The following is a 14,855-nucleotide window of genomic DNA, read 5'->3' on the forward strand; positions in this document are numbered from 1 at the left end:
AGCGGTGCCACCTGGACCAACGACATCAGCCACGGTGACCTGGTCCGCAACAACCCCGACCAGACCATGACCATCGACCCCTGCAACCTGCAGTTGCTCTACCAGGGCAAGTCCCCCTCCGCGAGCGGACCGTACGACCAGCTTCCGTGGCGGCCGGGTGTCCTCACCCTGCAACGCTGAACCGGCCTGAGCCACCGCCGGCGGCCGGCGGCCGGTCCCGCGCTGACCGGGCCGGCCGCCGGCCCCTCCCCGGAAGACCGGTGGGCGGGCACGTGTCCGACGAGGCGGGGGCGTTGCGTCGGCGCACGGGCTGTGACCGGCCGGGTCTTCCTCGCGCGGTCGGTCAGTTGCCGGCGCGTGCGGTGACGTCGTCCGCGACCTGCTTGTCGAGCGCGGACCGCACCAGTCCAGCCGCAAGCGCCGGGTACTCGCGCTCTTCGACCAGGCGGGCGACGGCGCCAGGGGATTTCGGGAGCCCGAGCCGTTCGGCCCCTCGGAGGGCCTTGGCGTCGAAGTACGGTGCGAACTCAGGCCAGACGCCCTGGACCTCCCGCAGGAAGATGTCCGCCCCGGCGGGTCCGATGCCGGGTAGTTCGCGCAGCAGGCGCCGGCATTCCTCCACGTCGCCGTCGGCGGCCTCGCGGAGCTTGCGCAGGTCGCCGCCATACCGTTCCAGCACCTGGTCGGCGGCCTCGCCGAGCTGGGTGGCGGTGCGTTCGTCGTACCGGCGGTAGTGGCCCTTGCCGAGGGCGTCGACACGCTGTTGCCAGGTGGCCTCGCTCATGCGCTTGGGGGTGCGCATTCCGTCGTCGAACAGGGCGCGTGCGGCGTCCGTGGCCACGGACGCCCTGATCCGTGCGCTGAGCAGGTGGGCGAGCACCAGCAACTGGTAGAGCGGCTGCGGTGTGTCGCGCAGTTTCACGCCGGCTTCTCGCGCGTACGTCTGTCCGTGGCCGGTGAGCAGGGCGTCGGCCCTGGCCCGTGCCGTCGCGGTCGACATGATCGCATCACTCCTTGCCCGCGCCCGCCGGGTGCCCGTCACACCGGCGGGGAAACGATGACGCCCCCGCGTGTTCATCCAGGTCCGCCGGCCACCGTCCTCCCGCTCGGGGGGGCGTCACTTGCTCTGGAGCTTCCCCAGCGGATCGGGGTCCGCCTCCAGGGCGGCGGTCGCCGTCTTCCAGGCGGTGGCCTCGCCGTACAGGGCGCTGCGCAGGTAGGCCGTGGTGAGCCGCTGGACCAGGGCGACGCGTGCGGGGCTGGCGTCGGTGGTCTCGGCGACCTCGTGGCCCGAGATGCCGCCGAGGGAGTGCTCGGCGTCGAAGAGGGTGAGCAGGCTCTTGTCGCCCGGGCTGTAGGTGTAGGGGTCGGTGAACCAGTCCGGACCACGGGTGGACAGGTGGGACTGGTCGCGGTCCCCGGCGACGATGAGGGCCGGTGTGGTCATGGTGTCGAAGGACGGCCTCATGAAGGGGAAGTTCTCGGCGGCGAACGGGACGAGGTCGTCGCCGAGGCCGGGCAGGGCGAGCAGCACACCCGCCTTGACGCGGGCGTCGGACATGTCCTCGCCGGGCCTGCCGTCGGAGTCGAGGACGCGCGCGCCCAGCAGCGTGCTCGCCGACTGGGCGCCCCAGGAGTGCCCGGCCACGGCGACGCGGTCATGGTCCAGGCGCCCGGCCAGGCCCGGCACGGCGGCTTCCAGGGCGTCGAGTCCGTCGAGCACCCGGGTGAGGTCCTTGACGCGGATGCGCCAGATCCGCGGCGTACGGGGGTCCTCGGCGGGGATGTTCAGGGTGCGGGAGTCGAGGTGGGTGGGCTGGACGACCACGAAGCCGTCGGCGGCCCAGTGGTCGGCCAGGGGTGCGTAGCCGTCCATCGACCAGCCGAAGCCGTGCGAGAAGACGACGACGGGAAGGCCGGTGCCGGTCGCGGGGGCGGACACGCGCACCTGGAGGTCGTCTCCGCGTTCCGGCGCGGACAGGACGACCGGCCGCGCGGATATCACGGTGGCGGGTGTGCCCGTGGTCTGCTGGGCGTTCGCGGTCCTGGATGCGGACATGGGTGTGCCTTCCGTTCGGTGCGTGCGCACTCTGGGGTTCGGTGGGCCCGGTGGGCGGCGGCGCCGCGCCGGGTGGCGGTGCAGGGTGGTGCGGACAGCGGGTGGCCGCCGCCCTGCCGGTCTGCCATGATGAAGCAAACGGAACGTTGTTCCGCATACGATACGGAACGCCGATCCGTTTTGCAAGGTCGGCCATGGAAGGAGTGCTGCGGTGAACGACAGCGGCCGGCGCCAGGGAAGCTCAGCCAGGTCCAGTCGCAAGGACGCCCGGCGCAATCAGCAGGCGCTGCTGGACGCGGCCGCAGCGGTCTTCGTGACCTCGGGTGTGGAGGCGCCGGTACGCGACATCGCGGCGGAGGCCGGGGTGGGGGTGGCCACGATCTACCGCCATTTCCCCACCCGGGCGGACCTCGTCGTCGCCGTCTACCGCCACCAGATCGACGCCTGCGCCGAAGCAGGCCCCGACCTGCTGGCCGCCGGCCCCACCGCGGGTCGCGCCCTGGAGCGGTGGGTCGGCCTCTTCGTCGACTTCCTCGTCACCAAACACGGTCTCGCGGCCGCGATGCAGGGCGACAGCGCAGGCTTCGAGGCGCTCCACGTCCACTTCCTCGAACGTCTCCTGCCGGTGTGCACCGAGCTCCTCGAAGCCGCCGCCGCCTCCGGCGAGATCCGCTCCGACCTCGACGCCTACCACCTGATGCGCGGCATCGGAAACCTCTGCATCGGCGCCGAGGACGACCCCCGCTACGACGCACGCCGACTGGTCGCGCTCCTCGTCGCCGGACTACGCCGACCGAACTGACCGGTCCGCCGGCCCCGGACGGGCGAGCAGCGGCCGGCCCCGGACGGGCGAGCAGCGGCCTCGGCTGCTCGCCCTCGGACCTTCCCCGCCGTGCGTCAGCCGGACGACGGAACCGTCCAGCGCTGCCCGACGCCGCCCGTGCAGGCGGCGATGGTCAGTCGGGTCCTGTCGGTGGCGCCGTTGCTCGCGTCGGTGAGGCAGAGGCCGGAGACCGGGTTGACGATCTCGCCGGACGGGTTCGCCCGCCACTGCTCGGCCTGGGTGCCGTTGCAGGTGTGCAGCTGCACCTTGGTGCCGGAGGTGGTCGCACCGCCGGTCACGTCCATGCAGTCGTCGAGCACCTGGAGGGTGCCGTCCGGGACGACCTTCCAGGTCTGCGCGGTGGTGCCGTTGCAGGTGTAGATCTGGACGGCGGTGCCGTTCGAGGTGCCCGAGCCGGCGTCGTCGGCGCACTTGCCGGTGGCGCTCTCGGTGAGCGGGCCGCTGGGCTGAGCCGCTCCGGTGCCAGGGGTGCCGCCGTAGGACGGCGGAGCAGCGGAAACCGCCGCCGCCCAGGAGGCATTGGCGGACGAGGAGAGGGTGAAGTCCAGCTCCGTGGCACCGCCGAGGTACGAGGCCGGTACGTACGCCTTGTTCCAGGAGCCGCCGTTGAGGCGCAGCGACTGGACGTAGGGCGCACCGTCGGCCGCCGCCGGGGCGTCGACCGTGAGCGTGCCCCCGCCGGTGGAGACCACCGCCGAGGTGAACACCGGGCTGCCGATGGCCAGGTCGGCGGTGCCCGGGATCTCCGGGTAGAGGCCGAGTGCGGACCACACGTACCAGGCGCTCATCTCGCCGAGGTCGTCGTTGCCGGGCAGACCGCCGGCGGTGTCCGTCCAGAGCTGGTCCTGGACGGCCCGAACGGTGGACTGCGTCTTGTACGGCTCGCCCACCCAGTCGTACTCCCAGGGCAGCCCGATACTGGGCTCGTTGCCCATGTTGGACTGGGTGCCGATGACACTGCCCAGGCCCTGGTACCCGCCGAGCACGCTGTCCAGGTACGACGCCAGGGACGCGTTACCGCCCTCCAGGGACGCCAGCCCGGCGAGGTTGAAGGGGATCATCGGCGTGTAGGTGAAGGCATCGCCCTCGGCGAAGTCGTTGGACGAGGTGCCGGTGATCAGCTTGGCGTCGAAGCCGTCCATCCAGCGGCCGTTGGAGTGCCGGGGCTGGAGGTAGCCGGAGGACGGGTTGTAGATGTTCTCCCAGTCCTGCGCCCGGTCCTGGAACCTCTTCTGCGTGGCGGTGTCGCCCAGTGCGCCCGCGAACGCCGAGAGCGCGAAGTCGTCGGTGTCGTACTCGAGCTGGGTGGACGCCGTGGCGTACTCGTGGCAGCAGCCGTAGAGCGAGTTGGTGGGCAGGTAGCCGAAGGAGTCGAGGTACGTCACGCCGGGTGTGACGTCGGTGTTCGTCGTCTGTTCCGCGACCATGGCGGACAGCGCTGTCGACGTGTCGAAGTTCCGTGCGCCGAAGGCGTAGTAGGCGGCGAGCAGCGGTACGGCGGAGTCGCCCACCATGATGTGGGTCTCGGCGGTCTCCATGCCCCACTTGGTGAGCGTGCCGCCCTGCCGGTAGTCGTCGAGGACCGACTGCGCCATGTCGGAGGCGGCCGACGGGTCCAGCAGTGCGGTGAGCTGGGCCTGTGAGCGGTAGGTGTCCCAGGTGGAGAAGTCGGCGTACTCCGCCGTGTGGCCGCTGTCCACCGTGTGCACCGCGCCGTCGAAGCCCCGGTAGGAGCCGTCCGCGTCGCTGATGACGGCGGGGAAGAGCGAGGCGTGGTAGAGCGCGGTGTAGAAGACCTTCTGCTGGTCCGGGGTGCCGCCGGTGACGGCGATCTTCGACAGCTGGGCGCTCCACGCCGCCGCCGCGGCCGACGTGACGGCGGCGAAGGTCTTCCCGGTCACCTCGGCGTCCCGGTTGGCCGCGGCCTCGGCCACCGAGGTGTAGGAGATGCCGACCCGGGCCTCCACCGTCCGGCTGCTCGTGGTGTCGAACGTCAGGTACTCGCCGCCGGTGAAGGTGCCGGTGGCGGTGTAGGGGTGGTCGAAGGTGATCGCGTAGTAGAGCGTGATCGGGGTGGTGTCCTCGCAGAAGCCGGTGCTGGTGATCGACCCGGTCACCGTGTCGCCGCCGGACAGGCCGAGCGTCGAGGAGGCGTACGGCGTCTGGGTGTCCTGCACCTTGAGGAGCAGGCTCGCCCGGGTGGAGGACGGGAAGGTGAACCGGCCGACGCCCGCCCGTGTGCTGGTGGTCAGCGCGACGCTGGTGCCGTTGCCCAGGCCGACGGAGTAGGAGCCGGGTGAGGCCGTCTCGCCGGAGTGCGAGAAGGACTCGGTCGTCGAGGCGGGGTCCGAGCCGAGCGAACCGACCACGGGCAGGATCGGCAGGTCCCCGGCCGCGTCGCAGCCGACGCCGGAGACGTGGGTGAGGCTGAATCCCGAGACGGCCGTGTCGGAGTAGCCGTAGCCGCCGCCCTTGGGCCGTGACGAGGTGTCGGGCGACCACTGGAGCATGCCGTGCGGCACGTCGGCGCCCGGGAAGGTGTTCCCGGCGCTGAAGTCGCCGTTGCCGCCGGTGCCGATGTACGGGTCGACCAGCGACACGGGGTCGGCCGGGGCCGCGGCCGCCGCCCCCGCCGCGCCGGCCAGTTGGCCGGACACGACGAGCGCGAGGGCCGCGGCACCCGTGGTGAGCAGGCGCAGGAGCGCGTGCGGGCGCCGGGTGTCAGCCACGGGGCAGGACGTCGCCGAGGACGCCGTCGGCCGGGGCGGTGATCCAGTCCGAGGAGATGTACGAGGCCCCGTCGGCGGCGAGCAGGGCGACCCGGGCCCGGGCGTCGGCCAGGGACGGCGCGGAGGAGCTCAGCGCGGGCGCGACGTCGTAGGCGTCGGTGACGACCGTCAGATAGTGGTTGGTGTTGTACCACTCGGTGGTGCCGTCGCCGACCCAGGCGCCCGCGTCGGCGTCGAACACCACGAACCACGGGCGCAGCGTGGTGTCGCCGTAGCGGGTGCGCGGGTCGCCGGCCTGGGCGCCGAGGACGCTCGGGAAGACCGCGGCCTGGCTGATGTTCCCCGCGGCGGCGAGGTCCTTGAGGTGCTGGGCGTAGACCACGTCCGACCACGAGGAGGCGGGGCTGACGGCCTGCTCGAAGGTGCCGGGGATGATCTCCACGATCGCGCGCCCGGCGAGCGAGCCGTAGTTCGCCCAGTTGTTCGCCTTCGCGGCGGTGTCGAGATCCGCGTACCGCGAGCCGTCGCTCTTGGTGAGCAGGTCGGCGGGCGTGTAGAGAACGCCGCCGAGGTGCGCCTTGACGTAGCTGTCGAACGTGGTCGGCGTCATGCCGAGGGTGTTGTAGAACCCGTTCTTCATCTCGATCTTGACCATGACCGGGTGGCCGGCGGGGTGGGCCTGGAGCCAGATCCGGATGTCGTCGAGGCAGCTGTCGAGGTTCTGGTTGCGGTTGCCGGTGTAGAGGTCGGCGGCCGTGCTCGCCTGCACGCAGTTGTTGCTGCTGCCCAGGGGGTTGCCGTGACTCACGTTCCATTTCCCGGTGAACACGTTGTGCCAGGTGTCGAGTTCGACCAGGGAGGTGCCGGTGTCCAGCGCGTCGGCCAGATAGGTGTATGTGGACCCGTCGTCGTACGTGTTGTGGATGCCCGTGCCGGAGACCCCGGCCAGCGTCTGCCCGCCGACGTCGGCGGCGTGTGCGGCGGGCATCGCCACCACACCGAGCAGCAGGGCCGAGGCCGTCAGAAGTGCGGCCCGGACTTTTTGCCGGATCATGAGCATGTCAGATCCCTCCATGGTGCTCGGTGGTCGGGCAGAGCCTAGAGGGGGTGGATGGACATCCGCTACGGCCGGGTAACAAGTTGCCGTCGCCCTCCTGAATCCCCGTCTGGGAACGGCAGTTGAGCGGACTTGGGGCAGGAGGGCGGCGGGTGTCCGCATCCGGGCGGCCGGGCTGGGCCGCCCCTGCTCGTGCCGGAGGGTCACCTCTGTGCCGCGGGGTACCCGGGGTGTGGGGACGGCACGTGGTTCCGTCGGCGACGGGAGGCAGAGATGATGCGCCCGGATGGTCCGCGAGAAGCGGTGGCCCGGGCCCTGGACGCCCTCGGCGCCGGCGCTTGCCTGACGGACGAACGGGGCTTGATCGTCGCGGTCAACACGCGCGGCGAACAACTCCTGGCCCGCCCCACCGCCGAGCTGGTCGGCCGGGACGCCCATGACCTGCTGCACCGCACCAGCACCGGGGAACCCGTGCCGAGGGCCCGGTGCCGCCTTCGGGAGAGCCTCCTCGGCGGGCGCACCCGGCAGGGCGAGGACGAGTGGTTCGAGCGCGGCGACGGCACGCTGCTCCCGGTGGGGTGGCTGGCCACCCCCTGCGACACGGGCAACCGCCACCCGGCCACGCTCTTCCTCTTCCACTCCACGGGGCATCCCGGGCCCCCCGCCCCGCGCCCGCCGGCCGGCGCGCGCCTGTCCGAACTGGAACGGCTCGCTCTCCTGGCCGAGACGACCACCCTGCTCACGTCCACCCTGGACATCCACGAGGCACTGCGCCGCCTGATCGGCCTCGTGGTGCCGCGCATCGCCGACTGGACCGTCATCGACCTGATCGGCGAGCGGGACGAGGTCTGGCGCTTCGCCGTCGCCCACGCCGAGGACGGCACCGTGGTCTTCCGGGACGACCTCCAAGGGCCCATGCCGCCGGTGCCGCAGGAGTCCCCGATGCCCCTGTCCCGCGCCCTGCGCGGCGTCGCGTCCTCCTTCGCCGGCCCCGAGACCTATCAGGGCCCCCCGGACTCCGGGATCGCGGTGGAGCAGCGGCGCCTGTTCGAGGCGACCGGCATGCACTCGGCCGTCGTGGTCCCGCTCCGCAGCCTGCACAGTGTGATGGGGGCCCTCACCCTGGGCCGCGCCGACCAGCCCGAGCGGTTCACCTCGGCCGAGGCCGCCCTGCTGGAGGACATCGCCCGACGCGCCAGCCTCGCTCTGGAGAACGCCCGCCTGTACCAGCGCCAGCGCCAGGTCGCCGAGACCATGCAGCGCCACCTGCTGCCGAAGCTCCCGCGGTCACCCGGCCGCAGCATGGCCGCCCGCTACCTGCCCGCGCCGGACGCCTCCCACGTCGGCGGCGACTGGTACGACGCCTTCACCCTGACGGACGGCGCCACCGCCCTCGCCGTGGGCGACGTCGTCGGACACGACCTGGAAGCCGCGGCCGGCATGGCCCAGCTGCGCAACATGCTCCGGGCCTACGCCGTGTCCCAGCAGAAGCCACCGAGCAAGATCGTGGAATGGCTCGACCAGGCGACCCTGCACATCGCCGAGGTCTCCATGGCCACGCTGGTCTTCGCCCGCATGAGCGAGAACGCCGACGGTCACTGCGAGCTGTCCTGGACCAACGCGGGCCATCCGCCTCCGCTGCTGGTCACCCGCGAGGGGGTGGCCCGCTACCTGACCGACGGCCACGGGATCCTCCTGGGCGTCACACCGGAGCGACCCCGCCCCGACGCGACGGCGGAACTGCCGCCCGGGGCGACCCTGCTCCTCTACACCGACGGCCTGATCGAGTCCCCGGGTCACACCCTGGACGAGGGCCTGGAACGCCTGCGTCGGCACGCCGCGGCCCTGGCCCACCGCCCCTTGGAGCCCTTCACCGACGAGTTGCTGGCGCGGGTGCGGCCGCCGGACAACGACGACGACGTGGCCCTGCTGGCCGTGCGCTACGGGCCCGGTGCGGAAGCGGTCCGATGACACGCTCTGAACGCGCTGGTCGCACGTGCCGCGTATCAGGCTGAGGACGCGACGAACCGCCGCAGGAGCGGGGGTGGGTAGCCCGCGGCGAGCAGGGGGGCGCGGACATCACGGTCGAGGTCGGGCAGATAGCCGATCAGGACGTCGGCGGGCCCGGCGATCTCGGCCCCACCGCAGGCCGCGGGCAGCAGGAGCGTCTCCGCCCGGCCGAGTTCCTCGCTCGCGGTCCGGGTCCGTACCCGTACCGGGGCGCCGACGTTCGACAGGATCTGTGCGGTGGTGAAGGCGAGGCGCAGGGGTTCCGCGGTCCCGGCGCGTAGGCGTTCGAGGGCGAAGTAGGGCCCGCGCAGAGGAAGACCCGTTCCACTCCGTCCCCGACGGCGATGCTCAGTCCGGGCGTGAAGTCCGGTCGGCTCTCCAGGTCGGCCTGGCGCATCAGCATGTCGAGACGGGAGCGGTGTTCCTCGTCGCTCACCGGGGAGCCGTCCGTCATGTTCCAGCGCATCGCGTGTTGCTGGATGTCGGACGTCTGCTCGATCTCGTAGACGAGGGTGTCCGGCCCGAAGCTGTGCAGGGTGCCGCCGGGCACGTAGAGGGTTTCGCCCGCGCGCACCGGCAGACGGCGCAGTACGGCGTCGAAGTCCTGCGCCTCCAGCGCGGCGCGCAGCCCGTCGGCCGTGACGCCGCGCTTGACGCCGCACAGCGCGGTCGCGCCGGGCGCCGCGTCCAGGACGTGCCAGGCCTCGGTCTTCCCGTTGGGCTGTCCCTCCAGGCGCCGGGCGGCCTCGTCGTCGGCGTGCAGGTGCACGGGCAGCGTTCCGGTGGCGTCGATGAACTTGGTCAGCAGGGGGAAGCGGGCGCCGGAGAAGCCGGCGCCCATGAGTGCTTCCGTGTGGTCGGACAGCACCTGGTGGAGAGTCCGGCCGGCCAGCGGACCATTGGTCACCACGCTGAGGTTGCCCTCGACGGCGCTGCATTCCCAGGTCTCCGCCACGTTCCAGTCCGGCAGGCCCCTCTTGCCCAGGCGGCGGGCGATGGCGTGACCGCCGAACACCAGGGGCTTCGCCGTGACGGTCAACCGCAGGGGGTACAGGGCCGTCCCTCCGGCGTTCACAGGATCGGCTGTCCGCCGGTGACGGCGATGCGTGCTCCGGACACGTAACTGGCCTCGTCGGACGCGAGCATGACGTACACCGGTGCCAGTTCGGCCGGCTGGCCTGGGCGCCCGAGCGGCACCTGGGAGCCGAAGCTCTCGACCTGCTCGGGCGGCATGGTCGCGGGGATGAGCGGGGTCCAGATCGGGCCCGGGGCGACGCTGTTGGCGCGGATGCCCTTCGACGCCAGCATCTGGGCCAGCGAACCGACCATGTTGGCGATGCCGGCCTTCGTGACGTCGTACGGCAGCAGTTGCGGTGGCGGGCTGTCGGAGTTGACCGAGGTGCTTCCGATGATCGCCGAGCCGGGCCGCATGTGCGGAACGGCGGCCTTGGACAGGTGGAAGAACGCGCTGAGGTTGATCGCCAGCGTGCGGTCCCACTCCGCGTCGGGGATGTCCGTGAGGGAGTCCCGGGTCATCTGGTACGCGGCGTTGCTGACCAGCACGTCGACCCGGCCGAACTCCTCGACGGCCCTGTCGACGACGGAGCGGCAGTGGGCCGGGTCGGCCAGGTCACCGGAGACCAGTACGCACGTGCGGCCGGCGTCCCGCACCCACCGCGCTGTCTCCTCCGCGTCCTCGTGCTCGTCCAGGTAGGAGAGCAGGACGTCCGCTCCCTCGCGGGCGTAGGCGATCGCCACCGCACGTCCGATCCCGCTGTCACCGCCCGTGATCACCGCGACCTTGCCGGTCAGCCGTCCGGAGCCCTGGTAACTGTGTTCGCCGTGATCGGGCCGGGGCGTCATCTCGGCCGTCACACCGGGCGGGACCTGCGTCTGACGAGGCTGGGACATCGTGGCTCCTGAGAGGCGTCGGGTGCGCCGGGTGCCGATGCCGATGTCAGGGGGACCGGCACCCGGAGGAACGGGGGTGCCGAGTACCCCGCCGGTTCCGGCCGGCACATGGAGCGACGCGACGCGCCGCGGGTCCGGCCGCGCCCGAGGAACCCCGCCCACGCCGCACGCGAGACACGCATGACTGGCCGCCCGTCGGTGAGCCGGCCGCCGACGCGGTGCGGCCGGCACGGGCACGTGTCCGGCCGGGACTTCCGGCTGCGCCCCTACGAGGCCGGACCCGCCGGTGCCGTGGTCCCCGGTCGAGGTCTCCGGCACCCCCGCCGAGCGCGCACCCCCCGCCCGGACGCGCTGAGCGCGGCGGACCTCGAGGGCGCCGGCGGCCGGGCGGGACGGTGTGGGCTCAGTGCGCGGCCACGCCCCTGCCGGGGGACGAGAACGGGCGGTCGGGCTACTCGGTGTCCAGCGAGGCGACCCCGGCCCGCAGGAAGGTCATCGCCCTGTCGATGTCGGCCTCCCGCGTGTGGCGGCAGACCTCGGCCACCACGGCGGCCGCCGCGGCGGCCGCCATGCGCGGCCCGAAGGCGTCCGGGGCGACCCCACGCTCCTCCGCGAAGACGCGGGTGCCCTCCTGGATCACCTCCGTGAGGCGGACGTTGGTGACGGCCCTGAGCTGGGGATTGAGGTCGAGCATCCGGTCGTGGAGGTCGTCCAGGTCGCTGTGCAGGGCGACCTCCCCGCGCAGCCAGAGCTCCAGCGCGTCCAGGGTGGTCCGCCCGGCCGGACGTTCTCGCAGGGTCGTGGCCAGCCGGTCCGCGACCGCGTCGAGGTGCGAGGTCGCCAGCTCCAGCTTCGACGGGAAGTAGAGCGTGACGGTGCGCGGCGACACCTCCGCGGCGGCCGCGATGTCGGCGATCGTCGTCGCCTCGTAGCCGTGGGCGGCGAACAGTTCGTACGCCGTCCGGAGGATCGCCTCCCGGCGCCGCGCCTTGGCACGCTCCCGCAGGCCCTCGCTCATCACGCGCCCAAGTTTACCATCCGTGGCGAAGTTACAGTCGACTGCAAAAATACCGTACGGTGTAGCGAGTCGGGGGACCGGACCAGTGTGAGAGAGAGGGAAGACGGGCATGGCCTCACGCCTGTACAGCTGGGCGCGGTGGGCGATACGCCGGCGCGGGAGGGTCGTGGCGTCCTGGCTGCTCCTGCTCGCCGTCGTCGCCGGTCTCGGCGTCACCCTGCACGGCAAGGTGACCACCGAGTTCTCGGTGCCGGGGATCGAGTCGCAGCAAGCGCAGGACCTGCTGAAGGAGGAGTTCCCCGAGGCCGCGGGCGGGGTCGCCCGAATCGTCTTCGCGGCACCCGAGGGCGGCGCCCTGACCCGGCCGAAGACGGACGCGGCCGTCGAGGCGAGCCTGCGGAAGGCGGCCCGGGTCTCCGGGGTCGTCGCGGTGTCCGACCCGATCAAGGACAGGACGGTCTCGGCGGACCGGCGGATCGGCTACGCCGACGTCCGCTTCCGGCAACCGGCCAGCGAGGTGCCGCAGGCGTCGAAGGACGCCCTGGACCGGGCGATGGCCCAGGCCCGTCACGCCGGACTGGAGGTCGAGTTCGGCGGCTCGGCGATGGACCGCAAGACCGAGGTCGGCGGGCCGGCCGAGGTGATCGGGGTGGTGCTCGCCTTCGTCATCCTGGCGTTGGCCCTGGGCTCCCTGGTGGCGGCCGGGCTGCCGCTGCTGACGGCCCTGGTCGGGGTGGCGATCGGCGTTCTCGGGGTGGAGTTCATGACCCGGTACGTCGAGATGACCAGCACCGCCACCGTGCTCGCCCTGATGATCGGGCTGGCCGTGGGCATCGACTACGCCCTGTTCATCATCTCCCGCCACCGCGAGCAACTCGCCGACCCGGAACAGGACGTCGAGGACTCGATCGCCCGGGCCGTGGCCACCGCGGGCGGCGCCGTCGTCTTCGCCGGTGCCACCGTGATCATCGCGCTCGCGGCACTGGCGGTCACCGGCATCCCGTTCCTGACGGTGATGGGCCTGGCCGCCGCGGCGACCGTGCTGCTGGCCGTCCTGGTCGCCGTCAGCCTCGTCCCCGCCGCCCTCGCCCTGCTCGGCGAGCGGCTGCGGCCGCGCAGCCGTCGGACGACCGTGAAGGCGGCCGGCTCCTGGGGACTGGCCTGGGCCCGAGCGGTCACCCGCAAGCCCCTGCTCGTCCTGCTGGCCGGGGTCGTCGGCCTGCTCGCCCTGGCCGTGCCCGCCCGCGACCTGCGCCTCGGCCTGCCGAGCAACGCCTCGCAGCCCGCCGACAGCACCCAGCACAAGAGCTACGACCTGCTGACCGAGGGCTTCGGGCCCGGCTTCAACGCCACGCTGACCGCCGTCGTCGACCTCAAGGGCGTCCCGGCCGCCGACCGTACCGCGACCGTGACCGAGCTCCGTACCGCTCTGGCGGACGACCGCGGGGTGGCCGTCACCGCCGCGCCGGTCACCAACGCGGACGCGACCCTGGCCGTCGTCGCCGTGGTCCCGAGGACCGGACCCGACGCCCGGGCCACCACCGACCTGGTGCACCGGCTGCGGGCCGAGGCGCCTGCCGTCGACAGGGCCGGCGGCACCCTCTACATCGCCGGTACGACCGCTGCCGCGATCGACGTGGCGGCCAAGCTCTCCGACGCGCTGCCGCTGTTCATCGCCATCATCGTGATCCTGGCCCTGATCCTGCTGACGATCGCCTTCCGCTCCGTCCTGGTGCCCCTCAAGGCCGCGTTCGGGTTCCTGCTGTCGGTGGCCGCGTCCCTGGGCGCCACGGTGTGGGTGTTCCAGGAGGGCCACCTCGACGGCGTTCTGGACATCCCGTCGGCGGCCCCGGTCACCAGCTTCCTGCCCGTCCTGCTCATCGGCGTCCTCTTCGGACTGGCCATGGACTACGAGGTGTTCCTCGTGAGCCGGATGCGCGAGCATCACGAGCACACCGGCGACGCCGCCGAGGCCGTCACCCAGGGGGTGGCCCGCAGCGGACGGGTCGTCAGCGCCGCCGCGCTCATCATGGCCGCGGTCTTCGGCGGCTTCGTCTTCAACGACGACCCGATCATCAAGTCCATCGGCTTCGCCCTAGCCTTCGGTGTCCTCGTCGACGCGTTCGTCGTCCGTATGACCCTCGTGCCGGCGGTCATGGCACTGCTCGGCCGCCGTGCCTGGGGCCTGCCCGGATGGCTGGGCCGGATCACCCCGGACGTCGACATCGAGGGGGCGCGGCTGCCGGCGCGGGCGAAGTCCGGGGCTGCGGCGGAGCCGCAGGAGGCCGCCGTGCGGTGAGGCGCGGGAGCCGTACGCCGCGGACGGCGGCGCCGGGCACGGGGTGTGCGTGCCGCAGGGCGCCCCTCGCCTCCAGGAGGGGGCTCCCGCCCTGATCGGAGCCGCACGGCCCGCTGCCGCGGCCGTGGATCGGGCCGAAGCCCGCGTGCCAGAATGAGGACGCCCCGTCGTTCGTCGCCTTCATCGAGGTCCCTCCGTGTCCCAGCCCGTCGGCCGCGTGCCGCAGCGACGCAACGCACGGTCCAACCGGGCGCGCATCCTGGCCACCGCGCGCCAGGAGCTCGGCCGGAACCCGGACATCACCCTGGAAGAGCTGGCCCGCGCCTCCGGCGTCGTACGGCGCACGCTCTTCGGGCACTTCCCCGGGCGGGCGGCGCTCCTGGAGGCGCTGGCCGAGGAGGCCGCCGAGACCCTCCAGGCCGCGGTGGCCGCCGAATCGCGGTCGGCGGAGCCGGCCGAACGGGCGCTGGCCCGCTTCTCGTTGACGATGTGGCCGGTGGGGGACCGGTACCGGATGCTCCTCGCCCTCGCCCAGCGGGACCTGGGCCAGGAACGAGTCACCGGGATCCTCGAACCCGCCCGGATCAGGGCCACCGCCATCCTGGAGCGGGGCCAGCGGGACGGCGTCTTCCACTCCCGGCTGCCGGCCTCGGCCATGGGCGCCGGCCTGGAGGCCATGACGGTCGCCCTGCTGGAGCAGGTCAACACCGGGGCGCTGGAGGACGACGGCACCCGCGTGGCCGTCACCACCCTCATCGCCGCCGGCGTGCCGGAGCAGCAGGCGTGCGCCGTGGTCGAGGAGACGACGGCCGCGCTCGCCGCGGAGGCCGCCGCCGACTGAGTCGCGGCCCGTGGAGGCGGCGAGGCCTCGCCGGTGGTGGTGCGGCTCGGTCGCCTTCCGTCGGGGCAGGTCGTCCGCCGCGTGGCG

12 protein-coding genes are annotated in these 14,855 nt (G+C 72.7%); 5 read left to right on the plus strand and 7 right to left on the minus strand.

The features are described from left to right. Positions 1-180 (plus strand): non-reducing end alpha-L-arabinofuranosidase family hydrolase (locus AB0958_RS24955; protein WP_366892690.1); only part of this gene is annotated, 180 nt, incomplete at its 5' end. Positions 181-343: 163 nt separating this feature from the next. Here AB0958_RS24955 and AB0958_RS24960 read toward each other — a convergent pair. Both AB0958_RS24960 and AB0958_RS24965 read right to left on the minus strand, forming a co-directional pair. Further along, on the minus strand, positions 344-1,000 hold the full coding sequence (locus AB0958_RS24960) for an endonuclease (protein WP_366892691.1): 657 nt from the start codon (positions 998-1,000) through the stop codon (positions 344-346). 117 nt (positions 1,001-1,117) lie between these two features. Next, positions 1,118-2,059, minus strand: coding sequence for a chlorophyllase (locus tag AB0958_RS24965; protein WP_366892692.1), 942 nt, complete (start codon positions 2,057-2,059; stop codon positions 1,118-1,120). A gap of 211 nt (positions 2,060-2,270) precedes the next feature. Here AB0958_RS24965 and AB0958_RS24970 point away from each other — a divergent pair, with 211 nt between their 5' ends. After that, a complete protein-coding gene (locus tag AB0958_RS24970) occupies positions 2,271-2,861 on the plus strand; it encodes a TetR/AcrR family transcriptional regulator (protein WP_366892693.1) in 591 nt (196 codons plus the stop codon). A 95-nt stretch (positions 2,862-2,956) separates the two neighbouring features. Here the strand turns inward: AB0958_RS24970 and AB0958_RS24975 are convergent, their stop codons facing one another. Continuing rightward, the gene (locus tag AB0958_RS24975) at positions 2,957-5,632 is read right to left on the minus strand and encodes a lectin (RefSeq protein WP_366892695.1); all 2,676 of its coding nucleotides are present in this window, start codon (positions 5,630-5,632) and stop codon (positions 2,957-2,959) included. Then, positions 5,625-6,692: a hypothetical protein gene (locus AB0958_RS24980; protein ID WP_366892696.1), complete on the minus strand. Its 1,068-nt coding sequence runs from the start codon at positions 6,690-6,692 to the stop codon at positions 5,625-5,627. The genes AB0958_RS24975 and AB0958_RS24980 overlap by 8 nt, the downstream gene beginning before the upstream one ends. Positions 6,693-6,962: 270 nt before the next feature. On the opposite strand from AB0958_RS24980, the gene AB0958_RS24985 reads away from it, so the two are divergent. Continuing rightward, on the plus strand, positions 6,963-8,660 hold the full coding sequence (locus AB0958_RS24985; protein ID WP_366892697.1) for a SpoIIE family protein phosphatase: 1,698 nt from the start codon (positions 6,963-6,965) through the stop codon (positions 8,658-8,660). A 136-nt stretch (positions 8,661-8,796) separates the two neighbouring features. Here the strand turns inward: AB0958_RS24985 and AB0958_RS24990 are convergent, their stop codons facing one another. The 3 genes from AB0958_RS24990 to AB0958_RS25000 all read right to left on the minus strand — a co-directional run bounded on the left by AB0958_RS24990 (position 8,797) and on the right by AB0958_RS25000 (position 11,628). Then, a complete protein-coding gene (locus tag AB0958_RS24990) occupies positions 8,797-9,738 on the minus strand; it encodes a type I phosphomannose isomerase catalytic subunit (protein WP_366892698.1) in 942 nt (313 codons plus the stop codon). Positions 9,739-9,770: 32 nt separating this feature from the next. Further along, positions 9,771-10,610, minus strand: coding sequence for an SDR family oxidoreductase (locus tag AB0958_RS24995; RefSeq protein ID WP_366892699.1), 840 nt, complete (start codon positions 10,608-10,610; stop codon positions 9,771-9,773). 451 nt (positions 10,611-11,061) lie between these two features. After that, positions 11,062-11,628, minus strand: a complete 567-nt coding sequence (locus AB0958_RS25000; RefSeq protein ID WP_366892751.1) for a TetR family transcriptional regulator — start codon at positions 11,626-11,628, stop codon at positions 11,062-11,064. A gap of 109 nt (positions 11,629-11,737) precedes the next feature. On the opposite strand from AB0958_RS25000, the gene AB0958_RS25005 reads away from it, so the two are divergent. Together AB0958_RS25005 and AB0958_RS25010 are read left to right on the plus strand one after the other, a co-directional pair. After that, positions 11,738-13,927 carry an MMPL family transporter gene (locus AB0958_RS25005; protein ID WP_366892700.1) on the plus strand — a complete coding sequence of 730 codons (2,190 nt, stop codon included), beginning with the start codon at positions 11,738-11,740 and terminating at the stop codon, positions 13,925-13,927. Between the two features lie 196 nt (positions 13,928-14,123). Continuing rightward, entirely contained in the window at positions 14,124-14,768 is a 645-nt protein-coding gene (locus AB0958_RS25010) for a TetR family transcriptional regulator (RefSeq protein ID WP_366892701.1), read from the plus strand. Positions 14,769-14,855: the final 87 nt, after the last annotated feature.

This window comes from Streptomyces sp. NPDC006655, assembly GCF_040703965.1.
Classification (GTDB): domain Bacteria; phylum Actinomycetota; class Actinomycetes; order Streptomycetales; family Streptomycetaceae; genus Streptomyces.

Excerpts from the sequence above, each read along its gene's own strand:
- AB0958_RS24960 (WP_366892691.1), bottom strand. The coding sequence starts at position 1,000 with ATGTCGACCGCGACGGCACGGGCCAGGGCCGACGCCCTGCTCACCGGC.
- AB0958_RS24965 (WP_366892692.1), bottom strand. The coding sequence starts at position 2,059 with ATGTCCGCATCCAGGACCGCGAACGCCCAGCAGACCACGGGCACACCC.
- AB0958_RS24980 (WP_366892696.1), bottom strand. The coding sequence starts at position 6,692 with ATGCTCATGATCCGGCAAAAAGTCCGGGCCGCACTTCTGACGGCCTCG.
- AB0958_RS24985 (WP_366892697.1), top strand. The coding sequence starts at position 6,963 with ATGATGCGCCCGGATGGTCCGCGAGAAGCGGTGGCCCGGGCCCTGGAC.
- AB0958_RS24995 (WP_366892699.1), bottom strand. The coding sequence starts at position 10,610 with ATGTCCCAGCCTCGTCAGACGCAGGTCCCGCCCGGTGTGACGGCCGAG.
- AB0958_RS25000 (WP_366892751.1), bottom strand. The coding sequence starts at position 11,628 with ATGAGCGAGGGCCTGCGGGAGCGTGCCAAGGCGCGGCGCCGGGAGGCG.
- AB0958_RS25005 (WP_366892700.1), top strand. The coding sequence starts at position 11,738 with ATGGCCTCACGCCTGTACAGCTGGGCGCGGTGGGCGATACGCCGGCGC.